Genomic DNA, 12,660 nt, shown 5'->3' on the forward strand with positions numbered 1-12,660 from the left:
GGAAACACTAAAAATAATGCCCTTTCTTTAAGATTCGTAAAATTACAATTTATAATGATTCATCAATAGTTTCTCGTACATTTTGTCTGGTAAAACTTTTTTGAGAAACAATGAGAATTTTTGCATAAACTCTCCCACCTTATAATGCACCTTAGGATTAGGGGTATTTATGATCCTTAGCACCATATGGGCCACCAACATAGGATCCTGACCATGATCTACATGCTCATTCATCATTTTAAGGGTGTTCCCGTAAGGCAATTGATACGGTGAGTTTTCTTTAACCGGCACGTGATAACGCCCAGAAGCTATATTGGTTGCAAAATCGCCGGGTGCTAAATTGGTAAAGGAAATCCCAAACCCTTTGGTCTCCATACGCAGCGCTTCGGTCACCAACTCTAACGCACCTTTACTAGCCGAATAAATTCCTCTATACGGCAACCCCATATAGCCAGCTATAGAGGTAATATTGATAACCAGTCCCGATTTTTGGTTTCGCATATGCGGCAATACAGCCTTGGACATATGCAAGGGCCCATTGAAATTAGTGTCAAAGGCCTTTAAGATTTCTTCATGAGGCGTTTCTTCTATTGGGCCGGTAATCCCTACGCCAGCATTATTCACCAATACATCTACCCTTCCTTCTTTTGCTATGAGCTGGGCAACTGCCTCTTGAATGGTATTCACATCCCTCACATCTAGCTCCAAAAGCTCAAACTCCTTAAAATCCGGATATCTTGACAGGTTTCTTGTAGTGCCATAGACTTTAAAACCCTTAGATTTTAAAAAAATCCCTATAGATTTCCCTATTCCAGACGAACCTCCCGTAATCAGTACAACTTTACCTTCCATCACCATTTATATAAGCTGGCAAAATAACAAATAAATGCACAATTTTAAGAGAAAAGAAAGGATTAAAATTCTGTTGGGACAACAACCGAACTTCGAAGTGTTTGTTCAGTTTCGGGTACAAAAAAAGGCAAGCTACCTACATCGCACCGCTACAACCATATACCCTTGCTGCGTTCCCGCCCTGGGGGATTCTACAGGAGCTGGTCGTGTAGGACTTGCCGAGGGCAAAGATACAACCTTTTCTTTTTTTTCCAATCGTTTTTTGGTCTAATTTTTATTAAATAACTTGCCTTTTTAATTTTAAAATATCTTTTCAACTATATTGGCTTGATTATAAATCAACTATAAATAAATTGGCTTCGATATAAAATTGAAAAAAAAATTAAAAAATTACTTTTATTTAATTTTGAGCAGTAAAATTCTGTTATTACATACCTAAATACTACTATATAATGAACATTCTAAAGTACCACTTAACATACTTAGTCCCTATTTTTTTCATGGCTTGTGGTGGAAATCCAGATCCCGCTTCCCTTTTCGAAATACAACTAGAGGGCAACAAAACCGAGTTTCAACAAAATGAAACCGTAGGAATTAAACTCAATCCGCTAAAAAACCAAACTGTAGACAAGGTTGTTTATAAATTAAACGACAAGGAAATAAATATTAGCGACGGTAAAATACACCTCAATGAAGCTGTTCTAGGCTCTAAAACGCTCTCTGCTAATATTACTTATGAAGGCAATACCGTAGCCGTAGAAAAAAAATTAAAGATTTTAGCCGAAAAGGCACCGGTTATCTATACCTATGACATCATCAACGAATATCCGCACGATATAAATGCCTATACCCAAGGATTAGAATTTTACAAGGACACCCTATACGAGAGTACCGGAAGAAATGGCTATTCGTCATTGCGCAAGGTAGACTATAAAACAGGAGAAATTCTTCAAAAAATAGACTTAGAAAACACCTATTTTGGAGAAGGTATTACTATTTTAGAAGACAAAATTTACCAACTTACATGGCGAAGTGGTGTCGGATTTATTTACGACCTAAATAGTTTTCAAAAAACAGGCAGCTTTAAATACAATCAGAGCAAAGAAGGTTGGGGACTTTGTAATGATGGACAGAAAATTTTCAAAAGTGATGGTACGGAAAAAATATGGATCCTAAACAAGGAAACCTTGGCTGAGGAAAGTTTCCTAGAAACGGTAACCAACAAATCTATTTTCAATAAAGCTAATGAGCTAGAATATGTAGATGGTAAAATATATGCCAATGTTTACCAAAAGGAAAGCATGATGATCATTGATGCCAAAAGCGGGGCTATTGAAGGTGTTGTTAATTTTGGCGGCCTTAAAGACAAGGTAAAGCAGCATGAAAATTTAGACGTTTTAAACGGTGTGGCCTATCACCCTGAAAGGAAGACCTTTTTTATAACCGGAAAAAACTGGAACAAGTTGTTTGAAGTTAAAATACAGAAGAAATAATGAAATCCTTTCAAAAAACCATTACCGTAGTGGCAGACGATTTAGACGATCTAAACCACGTAAATAATGTAAGATATGTGCAATGGATGCAAGACATCGCCAAAGAACATTGGCAAACCAAAGCGCCTAAAGAATTATTGAGCACTACTGCATGGGTAGTATTAACACATCATATCACTTATAAGAGCGCCGCGAAACTACATGATGAAATCCTAATTAAAACATATATTGATAAAAGTAAAGGAGCGATCAGCATAAGAATTGTGGAAATGTACAATAAGCACAACAATGAACTCCTTGTTAAATCCAAAACAGAATGGTGTCTATTAAACGCAGAGACCTTTAAACCGATGAGGATCTCAAAAGAGATCGAGGATGTGTTTATAGACAACCACTGATAGACACCCACTACTATCTTGTTATCAACCAACAAGACTTTTTTTCCATACTACACTAAAAAAGCTACTTATTGGTTGATAACACATAGAAACCCTAGATTTTCTATGGTTAAAACCTAGGGGCTTACAGCAACTACTTCTTAAATTGCAGCAAACCATCCACACTATGGAGTTTAGCTATACTATTATAGATTCTGATGCTACCTCGAACCTACAGCTACAACATTTTTTAAAGGAATTCGAGAACTTTAATTGCGTGGGTATTGCGGAGAACAGTATCGAAGGTCTTAATGGTATTTTAAAAAAAATGCCCCATATAGTTTTCATTCATTTGAACGAATCTGCCCACGAGTATTTTCATATGATTGCTGAATTACATCAATACATAAAGAAAATTCCGTTATTTATAGCCGTTTCAAAGACCAAGAAATACGCCTATGAAGCCATAAAATCGCAATGCTATGACTACTGGCTGCTTCCTTACAATGAATTTGACATTCGTAAGTCTCTTTTTAAACTAAAATTAAAATTAGAAGAAGTACAAAAACCATCAACCCTTCTATTACAATCTTATAAGGATTGCCGCTATTTAAATACAGAAGAAATTGTCTATTTACAAGCTGACAACAACACTACTGACTTTTATATGGTTGACGGTAGTATTATAAGCGCTTACAAAACCTTAAAGACCTTTGAGAACAATTTACCGGAAAACTTTATTAGGATTCACCAAAGTTTTATTATCAACATTAGCTATATCTCTAGAATAAATTACGGAAAAGGCATTTGTACCTTAAAACACAATAACCACCAGCTTCCCTTTTCAAAATCGTACCGGGACAATATTGAATTCTTAAAAAAGACGCTTTCCAAAAACACAATTTCCACCTTAAATTAACCGATTCCTCTCAGACTACCACTGCTCACTATCAGACAGATAGCTTTCACTAAAGTTCCTTTCGACAAATATTTTTGACGGTACCGCTTTCCTAGTTTCGTAATAGAAATTTAAAGTACTAACCCCAAAAAATATAGTAGGATGAACAAATTAGCTGGAATTTTCGGAATAGCCTTGATGACCCTTGGTCTGGCAGGAACACCTCAAAAAACCTCCTTAGCAAATCAACCGTCTTTGTTTCTAGAAACAGAAAACACGATCGCTACCGATGGTGATGATGTGCCGATTGACAGAAGGGAACGACCCAATAACAACCTCGCTTTCACCGACGGTGACGATGTGCCGATTGACAGAAGGGACCGACCTAATAACACCCTCGCTTTCACTGACGGTGACGATGTGCCGATTGACAGAAGGGACCGACCTAACAACATCTTCGCTTTCACCGACGGTGACGACGTCCCGATTGACAGAAGGGACCGACCTAACAACATCCTCGCTTTCACCGACGGTGACGACGTCCCGATTTACAGAAGGAATCGACCTACCGTCTAACATTTTTCGTTAAAATAAAAAGCCCTGAACATCCTTGTTCAGGGCTTTTTATTTATCTTGTGCGCCATATGAACGCTAAGATTTTACATCCTTTTTATTACGGTTTATTTTGTCTATGTGTATTACTTTTCAACGGATGTAATCGAAAAAACTCACTTAAAGATACTTCAGAGTTATCCAACAAAACGGATAGCGTAAAAATAATATTAGACAACCTTACCCCTAAAAGTATTTCATCGGACCTAAAGAAAGCATATTATCTTGCTCTTACCGAAAAGGACGACAGTGTTAAAAGCAACCATTTGTCCGCCATTTCATATGAGCTTTCATTTCTCAACGACTCCCTTTACTTTAGACGTGCCAACAAACTAGCCATACAGTTGGCTAAAAAAGTACAGGATTCGACCGCTTTGGCCAACAACTATTGGGACCTGGCATCATTTTTACAGAACACATCATTAGTAGACAGCTCCTACTATTACTACTCGGAAGCCTTAAAAATATTTGATCACACAAACGATAAATTTTCGGCCGCACGCATGCTTTACAACATGGCTGTTATACAATCGAACGCCAAGGATTATACCGGAAGCGAAATCACTACCATTCAGGCAATTGAACTTTTAAAACCATTGCAAAAAAACCTAAACCTTTATTATTGTTACAATAATTTAGGGTCTGTAGCCAATGCCCTTAAGGAATATGATAAAGCCTTGGATTACTACGACAAATCCTTATTTTATTTAGAAAAACACCAACCATCAAGCAACTTAAAATACAAGTCTTTCAACAATACAGCTATGGTTTACCAAGAAATGGGAAATCACCAAAAGGCTATTAGTTTATTTGAAAAAATTATTCATCAGGACAGTATTTATTTTAAGGACACCAAGTTATATGCGGTAGCCCTCTCCAACTATGCCCAAAGCAAAAACAAACTTGGCGACACCACAAGGATACTACCTCTTCTACAGAAAGCCTTAAAGATCAAGGACAGTATCGGAGAGTTTAATAGTTTGGCGCTAACCAACTTTCAATTATCCGAATATTATTTAGGAATAAAAGACACCGCTACTGCCTTACAATACGCCTTACAATCAAAGACTATTGCAAAACAAAGCAATAACAATTTGCGATTATTACAAACCTTAGAATTAATATCTAAGATAGACCCTCACAATTCGCTTTATTACACCCAAGAATACATCAACTTAAATGACAGTTTACAACTTGCAGAACGGGCTGTACGAAATAAATTCACTAAAATCCGTTTCGAAACCGATGAATTTATAGCACAAAACAAATTACTATCCCGTCAGCGTCAACTATTATTAGGTATTTCGGTTGCCATTCTTCTTTTAGCAGGCGCAACACTTATAATTTTGGACCAACGAAGAAAAAACCAAAAATTAAGGTTCGAACAGCTTCAACAACAGAAAAACCAAGAAATATTTAACCTTCTACTTACACAAAACCAAAAAGTAGAGGAAGGCAAACAATTAGAAAAAAAACGAATTTCGGAGGAATTGCACGACGGCATCATTGGAAAACTATTTGGCACAAGACTGATTTTAGCCTCACTTAACAATAAAACGGACTCCGAGATCATAGAAAAACGCGCCGAATACATAAAAAGTTTACAGAATATAGAGGAAGAAATCCGTACAATTTCGCACGAATTAAACAAGGCTTCTCAAGAAAAAATACATAACTTTATAGTGTCTATTGAAGAATTAATTCATTCGACCCAAGAATCTTCTAAAATCGAATGTCATTTTCAATATGATGAAAGCATGGATTGGGACCAATTGAAGGGAGAAATTAAAATTAACATATACCGTATTATACAAGAAAGTTTTCAAAACTGTATAAAACACGCCCAAGCTAGTCGAGTCGAATTATCCCTTATTAACCAAAAAGACACATTAAAAATTATAATACAAGATAACGGAATAGGCTTTAACACCAAAAAAAGCAAAAAGGGGATTGGCCTTAAGAACATACATTCTCGACTAAAAAAACTAAATGGACACTATTCTATTGAAAGTAGCGTTAATCAGGGCACCCAGCTTACGGCCACTATCCCATACCTGCTTGACTAAACTCACTAACGGCTTTAAATAACATCCTTGACAAACAAGCTATAGATAATGAAGACGATACGAATATTAGCTGTAGATGATCATGAAATGATTACTACTGGATACAAATACATTTTGGAAGCTGCTGAATTTGATGACTTTAAAGTAAAGATGGAGTCCGCCAATTCTTATGAACTTGGGGCGCAGAAAATTATGGACTCGGCCCGTTCCTTTCTGTTCGACCTAATATTATTAGATATTCAACTAACGCCCTCTCAGGAAAAAGAACCTCACTCTGGCGAAGAGTTAGGGGTGTTGGCAAGAAAGGTAGTCCCTGACTCCAAGGTTGTTTTTATGTCTTCCTTCAGTGACAATTACAGAATTAACAGTATTCTTGAAAATGTAAATCCTGAAGGTTATATGGTGAAATCCGAGGTAGACGAAAAATCATTGATCGCCATGGTTAAAACCGTTACTACCTGCCCTCCTTACTACAGTCAGAAAGCCCTAGTTGCGATAAGGAAAAAAGTAGCAAACGACCTCATTTTAGATAACAAGGACAAAAAAATACTCTATCACATTTCTATTGGCACCAAAACCATCGATATTGTAAATTTCGTTAACCTTTCCCTCGCAGGTATAGAAAATCGCAAAAGGCAACTTAAAGTTGTTTTTGGAGTAGAAAAACAAAATGACATGGCACTAATTACCGAAGCTAAAAACAGGGGGTTCCTCTAAGCCGCCCTACGTTTATTTTAACCCAATTTAATACAAATTTGTCTTTTTTACATTTCATCTATTATTTTTTCGATAAAATTCACCTACGAAAAGCAAAACCTTAGTTTATTTAAGGTTTTCATTACGTTCAAATTTAATAATTAACATAATTTTGAGTTTCGGTCAATTAAAAATATAATATCTCAAGACGCCTATGTTATCAGAAGACTTTTTCAACAACCCCAAGACGGAATATAAAAGTATAGAACATATTAAAGGTTTAGATACTTTTAAAAGGCAATTAGAAAAGTATTTTTTCTCAGACTTCAATATTCACAATTATGGAACGCCCCATAGTGCGGCAAAGTTGGTGATAGAGATTGAATGTAATTTTAGCCTTAGCGAGGCACTTCACCACTTAATGCTTAGAAATAGGAACAGTGAAGGTACTGCAATAAACAGTAAAGAAATCACTTTTTACTTCTCATGGGTCTTGAAAAAATTAAAACAGGCAAATAACTTTCCTATAGATATTTCGGAAATCACCGTATTTTTTGAGGACACTACCTTATTAATTTCAAAAATCTACGACCAAAGTATTCCCGAACAGTTAGACGAAATCTTCAATAAACTTATTGAGCACAGCACCTATTACACCAACGGGGGGACCGTTGTTCCTTTTGAAATTTTCATTCCTGTTTTTGAAGACAAAACCGCCTTCGAATACATTTCATCAGAAAAAATCAGCTCCAAAACCAGTAAGGATTATTACAAATACTGGGGTATCTATGGGGAAAGAAGCGAGGAATGTGTAGTTTACAATTTAGAGACAAAAAGTATTATTATCGGGGACATCAATGTACTTACACCTTAAATTAAAAAAAACAAAAGCGTTAGAAAACAAAAAAACCAATAGCACTGCTATTGGTTTTTTTATATCTCCTTATTAATGCAATTAAGCGTTAAACAAGGCTCTTTCGTTCATTAAGGCATTTACCTTTTCTCTTACTTCGTCTATAAGATTTTCATCCTCAGGATTCATAAGCACTTGATCGATAAATTCTACAATAGTAGCCATTTGATCTTCCTTCAAACCTCTAGTGGTAATTGCAGCAGTACCAAAACGTATTCCTGAAGTCACAAAAGGAGACTTGTCGTCAAACGGAACCATGTTCTTGTTTGCGGTTATATCTGCTTTCACCAATGCTTTTTCTGCATCTTTACCTGTGATGTTCTTATTTCTAAGATCGATAAGCATCATATGGTTGTCTGTACCTCCAGAGATGATTTTATATCCTTTTGCCACAAAAGCCTGCGCCATTGCTGCCGCATTTTTCTTAACCTGTAACATATAGTGCAAGAAATTATCGCTAAGAGCTTCTCCAAAAGCAATTGCCTTAGCAGCAATAATATGCTCTAATGGTCCACCTTGGTTTCCTGGGAAAACTGCCAAATCCAATAAAGCTGACATTTTTCTAAGACTACCATTATTTAATTTAATTCCAAATGGATTATCAAAATCTTCACCCATTAATATAAGACCACCTCTTGGTCCTCTTAAAGTTTTATGGGTTGTAGTGGTAACGATATGACAATGTGGAATAGGATCGTTTAATATTCCTTTTGCTATTAATCCAGCAGGATGAGAAATATCTGCCAATAAAATAGCGCCTACACTATCGGCAATTTCCCTAAACCTTTTAAAGTCCATATCCCTTGAATAGGCAGATGCACCTGCTATAATTAACTTTGGCTGTTCTTTAGTAGCTATTTCCTGAATTTTATCATAATTCAACAATCCAGTTTCCTCATCGACCCCGTAAAACACAGGATTGTAAAGTCTCCCTGAAAAATTCACCGGAGATCCATGAGTAAGGTGTCCTCCATGAGAAAGATCAAAACCAAGAATGGTATCTCCAGGCTTTAAACACGCATGGTAAACAGAAGCATTTGCCTGTGAACCAGAATGAGGCTGAACATTTGCATAAGCAGCACCAAATAATTCTTTTGCTCTATCAATGGCAAGTTGTTCTATCTCATCTACAACTTCACAACCACCATAGTACCGCTTCCCTGGATACCCCTCGGCATATTTGTTGGTCAAAACAGATCCGGCGGCTTCCATTACTTGTTCGCTGGTAAAGTTTTCTGAAGCTATAAGCTCAATCCCGTTAATCTGGCGTTCCTTTTCCGCCTCTATTAGTTCAAAAATTTGATTGTCGCGTTGCATACTCTAAAAAGATTCTATTAATGAGGCGTAAAAATACAAATTACAGAGCGTTAATTGGAAGAAAATAATATATTTGATAAGATAATTATCAAATATAACTAAACAGACCAAAGATGCCTCTACTCACAAATAGTCCAGAAAAAAAAACTTGGCTCCATGTGCCTGCAAATTCTGACTTCCCGATACAGAATATTCCTTTTGGAGTTTTCTTGACCCGGGACGACATTATTACCATAGGTACTAGGATAGGAGATTATGCCATTGACTTAGGCGCACTGCACCAGTTAGGTTATTTTAAAGGTATTCCGTTAACAGAGGATATTTTTCTACAAGACACTCTCAACGACTTTATATCTGACGGAAAAAAAACTTGGCGCTTGGTCCGAAACAGAATCAGTGAAATATTTGATATCAAAAATGAACAATTAAAGAATAACGAATCGCATAAAAACATTGTTCTTTTTACCTTAGATGAAATAGAAATGCAACTTCCGGTACACATCGGGGATTACACCGACTTTTATTCGAGTAAAGAACACGCCACCAATGTGGGCAAAATGTTCCGGGACCCAGAAAACGCACTTCTCCCCAATTGGCTGCATATTCCTGTAGGCTATCACGGCAGAAGCTCTTCTATAGTTCCTAGCAACACCCCAATTAGAAGGCCTATGGGACAAACCATGCCCCAAGGAGCCACCCAGCCTGTTTTTGGACCTTCCAAAGCAGTTGATTTTGAATTGGAAATGGCTTTTATCACCACCGATGCCAATCTTTTGGGCGAACAAATTTCGGTTGCAGAGGCCGAGAATTATATTTTTGGAATGGTATTGTTTAATGATTGGAGCGCCCGCGATATTCAGAAATGGGAGTACGTACCCTTAGGCCCGTTTTTGGCCAAAAACTTCGCTTCCTCTATCTCTCCTTGGATCGTTACCCTAGACGCTTTAGAGCCATTTAGAGTAGCTAGTCCTAAACAACATCCAGAACCCCTACCCTATTTGCAGCAAACAGGAAAAAGAGGTTTCGACATTAATTTAGAAGTTTCCATTACTCCTGAAGGAGCAGCTCCTACCACCGTTTCCAAGTCTAATTTCAAACATATGTATTGGACCATGTCCCAACAATTGGCCCACCATACAGTAAACGGATGCAATATAAATAGCGGCGATATGATGGGAAGTGGCACCATTTCCGGTCCTACTCCAGATTCCTATGGTTCTATGTTAGAAATTACCTGGGGAGGCAGCAAACCAATAGTGCTTTCCGACGGCAGCAGCAGAACATACATTGAAGATCACGACACCGTTACCTTTACCGGATATTGCTCTAAAAACGGGAGCCGTATTGGTTTTGGTGAAGTATCAACCAAGCTTTTACCGGTCAATCAAAACAAGAAAAAATAAGCGAGAAGGCCAAAACTATTGCTTATTTATATACTAATATTAATTGTACAGCGTTTTTTCATAAAGTATTTTTGGCACAACCTTTGGTTACGTTTAAAAATATCTAAAATGGTCATTATGAAAAAAACTATACTATTATCAATCCTTTTATTGGCTTTCGTTTCCTGTGGCGGGGTTAAAAAAACCCAAGAAGCTCTTAATTTGGGAAATTACAGGAACGCTATAGACAATGCTTTAAAGAATCTGGCGGAAAACAAAACCAAAAAAAGCCATCAGCCGTACATTCTACTCTTAGAAGAGGCGTATAAGAAAAATACGGAAAGAGAACTTCAAGAAATTGCATTTTTAAAAAAAGATGGAAATCCATCCAATTTGGAAAGTATTTTCAATAGCTATCAAAACTTAAAGACCATTCAACAAAGAATCAAGCCCTTATTACCACTTAGACTTTACGAAGAGAATAGAAATGCTAAATTTTCATTTAAAAATTATGATGAGGAAATATTAGCGGCAAAAAGTCAATTCTCAGAGTTTTTATACGCTAGTGCCACCGAGGCTCTCAATACAAGCGCTTCAAAACATGAGTTTAGAAAAGCCTATGAAGATTTTAAGTATTTAAACGAAATAACCCCGGGCTATAAAGATACTAGGCAAAAAATTGAAGAAGCCTACAACAAGGGCCTAGACTACGTGCAAGTGGTCATGACAAACGATTCTGAACAAATTGTACCTGCCAAGCTTGAAAGCGACCTTTTAAATTTCAATACCTATGGCATAAATGATATATGGACTGTTTACCACACCACTCCTATAAAAGATATTTCTTATGATTATGAAATGCAGCTTGCTTTTCGCGAAATCAATATCAGTCCAGAACAAGTTAGGGAAAAAGAAAGCTCTAAGGAGAAGCAAGTAATCGATGGCTACAAATATGCCGAAGACGCTCAAGGCAATATATTAAAAGATAGTTTGGGCAATAAAATTAAGATCGATAAGTTTAAAACAGTCAAATGCAACTTTTATCAATTTACACAGTTTAAAAAAGTACAGGTGGTAGGCAACGTAAGCTTTATAGATTTACACACTCAGCAACAACTTAACTCCTACCCCCTAGTTAGCGAGTTTGTTTTTGACCATGTCTATGCCAGGTACGACGGTGACAAAAGAGCTTTGGAGAACGAATTGATCGACCTTCTTAAAATTAGCGCTGTCAGCTTTCCATCAAACGAACAAATGGTCTATGACGCTGGAGAAGACCTAAAACTAAAATTAAAGGGCATTATATCACAACACAGATTTTACTAAAAAAACACCTTTCTATGAGGTATGGAGCATAAGATTCCATACCTCATAATTTTTGGCTTCCTTTTCCTTATTCCCTACCTACATTTACTTTCTTAGGCAATAAAATTGCATGTTGAACACCTTTTTTATTTGGTTTTAGCATTTCCTTTAAAAACGAACACACTCCCTTATATATACTTTTGTAAGGACAGCTGTGAAATTGCACCGTGCGATTCATGAGCTACTACCACTTCATTTCTTATAATCAACAATTGGGGAGATTCGTGGGTAATTTGGAATTTATACCCCACTTCATTGGACACTTCCCTAAAACGCAGCAGATCTAAATAGTACAGATCTACACTATTTTCGGGCATATCATAAGCTTCCTTAAATCGTTTCATAACCATACTACTAATACCGCAGGTCGTAGAATGTTTAAATATCACCTGCGTTTTTTGCACTGATTTTTCTTTAATTTCATCTAACTGCTCCAAAGATGTCAGAGGTATCCAAGGTAGCTCTTTTTCGTCTCTTTTCTCCTGAATATTTTTATTCCCAAATAAATTATTAAACAATCCCATTTCGTAACTTTATATTTATGTTGTTCAGCTTCTAAACCACCTACATTACTGACTTTATGTCTTGTATTGCAGGGAATTATCCGACATTTTGTCTTACCCTCTCCATTGGTAAGGTTGTTGCCATTAACATTTCAAAAATAGTCAATAACATTATAAAAAATACCA

General features: G+C 36.6%; 12 protein-coding genes and 1 other RNA gene. 9 read left to right on the forward strand and 4 right to left on the reverse strand.

Annotated elements, in window-relative coordinates; genetic code table 11:
• Positions 1-42 precede the first annotated feature (42 nt).
• Together HCG49_RS04990 and ffs are read right to left on the reverse strand one after the other, a co-directional pair.
• Complete coding sequence (locus HCG49_RS04990) at positions 43-852, reverse strand: SDR family oxidoreductase (RefSeq protein ID WP_168468443.1); 810 nt, start codon at positions 850-852, stop codon at positions 43-45.
• A 122-nt stretch (positions 853-974) separates the two neighbouring features.
• An RNA gene (gene ffs, locus HCG49_RS04995) (signal recognition particle sRNA small type) lies at positions 975-1,073 on the reverse strand.
• Between the two features lie 231 nt (positions 1,074-1,304).
• Between ffs and HCG49_RS05000 the strand changes: the two genes are divergently transcribed.
• From HCG49_RS05000 to HCG49_RS05030, 7 genes are all read left to right on the forward strand, one after another.
• Positions 1,305-2,345 carry a glutaminyl-peptide cyclotransferase gene (locus tag HCG49_RS05000; RefSeq protein WP_168468444.1) on the forward strand — a complete coding sequence of 347 codons (1,041 nt, stop codon included), beginning with the start codon at positions 1,305-1,307 and terminating at the stop codon, positions 2,343-2,345.
• Positions 2,345-2,743: an acyl-CoA thioesterase gene (locus HCG49_RS05005; protein WP_168468445.1), complete on the forward strand. Its 399-nt coding sequence runs from the start codon at positions 2,345-2,347 to the stop codon at positions 2,741-2,743. The genes HCG49_RS05000 and HCG49_RS05005 overlap by 1 nt, the downstream gene beginning before the upstream one ends.
• A gap of 166 nt (positions 2,744-2,909) precedes the next feature.
• Entirely contained in the window at positions 2,910-3,641 is a 732-nt protein-coding gene (locus HCG49_RS05010; protein WP_168468446.1) for a LytR/AlgR family response regulator transcription factor, read from the forward strand.
• Positions 3,642-3,782: 141 nt separating this feature from the next.
• Positions 3,783-4,196, forward strand: coding sequence for a hypothetical protein (locus HCG49_RS05015; RefSeq protein WP_168468447.1), 414 nt, complete (start codon positions 3,783-3,785; stop codon positions 4,194-4,196).
• A 68-nt stretch (positions 4,197-4,264) separates the two neighbouring features.
• Positions 4,265-6,298 (forward strand): sensor histidine kinase, encoded by a 2,034-nt coding sequence (locus tag HCG49_RS05020; protein WP_168468448.1) that lies wholly within the window; start codon positions 4,265-4,267, stop codon positions 6,296-6,298.
• Between the two features lie 48 nt (positions 6,299-6,346).
• Positions 6,347-7,015: a response regulator transcription factor gene (locus HCG49_RS05025; RefSeq protein ID WP_168468449.1), complete on the forward strand. Its 669-nt coding sequence runs from the start codon at positions 6,347-6,349 to the stop codon at positions 7,013-7,015.
• 193 nt (positions 7,016-7,208) lie between these two features.
• Complete coding sequence (locus tag HCG49_RS05030) at positions 7,209-7,868, forward strand: hypothetical protein (protein WP_168468450.1); 660 nt, start codon at positions 7,209-7,211, stop codon at positions 7,866-7,868.
• An 81-nt stretch (positions 7,869-7,949) separates the two neighbouring features.
• Here HCG49_RS05030 and glyA read toward each other — a convergent pair whose 3' ends face one another.
• Complete coding sequence (gene glyA / locus HCG49_RS05035) at positions 7,950-9,224, reverse strand: serine hydroxymethyltransferase (RefSeq protein ID WP_168468451.1); 1,275 nt, start codon at positions 9,222-9,224, stop codon at positions 7,950-7,952.
• 113 nt (positions 9,225-9,337) lie between these two features.
• Between glyA and fahA the strand changes: the two genes are divergently transcribed.
• Both fahA and HCG49_RS05045 read left to right on the forward strand, forming a co-directional pair.
• Positions 9,338-10,627: a fumarylacetoacetase gene (gene fahA / locus HCG49_RS05040; RefSeq protein ID WP_168468452.1), complete on the forward strand. Its 1,290-nt coding sequence runs from the start codon at positions 9,338-9,340 to the stop codon at positions 10,625-10,627.
• Between the two features lie 117 nt (positions 10,628-10,744).
• Positions 10,745-11,932 carry a hypothetical protein gene (locus tag HCG49_RS05045; RefSeq protein WP_168468453.1) on the forward strand — a complete coding sequence of 396 codons (1,188 nt, stop codon included), beginning with the start codon at positions 10,745-10,747 and terminating at the stop codon, positions 11,930-11,932.
• Positions 11,933-12,099: 167 nt separating this feature from the next.
• On the opposite strand, the gene ytxJ is transcribed toward HCG49_RS05045, so the two are convergent.
• On the reverse strand, positions 12,100-12,495 hold the full coding sequence (ytxJ, locus tag HCG49_RS05050; RefSeq protein ID WP_168468454.1) for a bacillithiol system redox-active protein YtxJ: 396 nt from the start codon (positions 12,493-12,495) through the stop codon (positions 12,100-12,102).
• Between the last annotated feature and the right edge of the window lie 165 nt (positions 12,496-12,660).

The organism is Arenibacter sp. 6A1, assembly GCF_012272855.1.
In the GTDB taxonomy this organism is placed as follows: Bacteria; Bacteroidota; Bacteroidia; order Flavobacteriales; family Flavobacteriaceae; genus Arenibacter.

Coding starts and splice junctions, on each gene's coding strand:
- HCG49_RS04990 (WP_168468443.1), bottom strand. CDS start 852: ATGGAAGGTAAAGTTGTACTGATTACGGGAGGTTCGTCTGGAATAGGG.
- HCG49_RS05000 (WP_168468444.1), top strand. CDS start 1,305: ATGAACATTCTAAAGTACCACTTAACATACTTAGTCCCTATTTTTTTC.
- HCG49_RS05005 (WP_168468445.1), top strand. CDS start 2,345: ATGAAATCCTTTCAAAAAACCATTACCGTAGTGGCAGACGATTTAGAC.
- HCG49_RS05010 (WP_168468446.1), top strand. CDS start 2,910: ATGGAGTTTAGCTATACTATTATAGATTCTGATGCTACCTCGAACCTA.
- HCG49_RS05015 (WP_168468447.1), top strand. CDS start 3,783: ATGAACAAATTAGCTGGAATTTTCGGAATAGCCTTGATGACCCTTGGT.
- HCG49_RS05020 (WP_168468448.1), top strand. CDS start 4,265: ATGAACGCTAAGATTTTACATCCTTTTTATTACGGTTTATTTTGTCTA.
- HCG49_RS05025 (WP_168468449.1), top strand. CDS start 6,347: ATGAAGACGATACGAATATTAGCTGTAGATGATCATGAAATGATTACT.
- HCG49_RS05030 (WP_168468450.1), top strand. CDS start 7,209: ATGTTATCAGAAGACTTTTTCAACAACCCCAAGACGGAATATAAAAGT.
- glyA (WP_168468451.1), bottom strand. CDS start 9,224: ATGCAACGCGACAATCAAATTTTTGAACTAATAGAGGCGGAAAAGGAA.
- fahA (WP_168468452.1), top strand. CDS start 9,338: ATGCCTCTACTCACAAATAGTCCAGAAAAAAAAACTTGGCTCCATGTG.
- HCG49_RS05045 (WP_168468453.1), top strand. CDS start 10,745: ATGAAAAAAACTATACTATTATCAATCCTTTTATTGGCTTTCGTTTCC.
- ytxJ (WP_168468454.1), bottom strand. CDS start 12,495: ATGGGATTGTTTAATAATTTATTTGGGAATAAAAATATTCAGGAGAAA.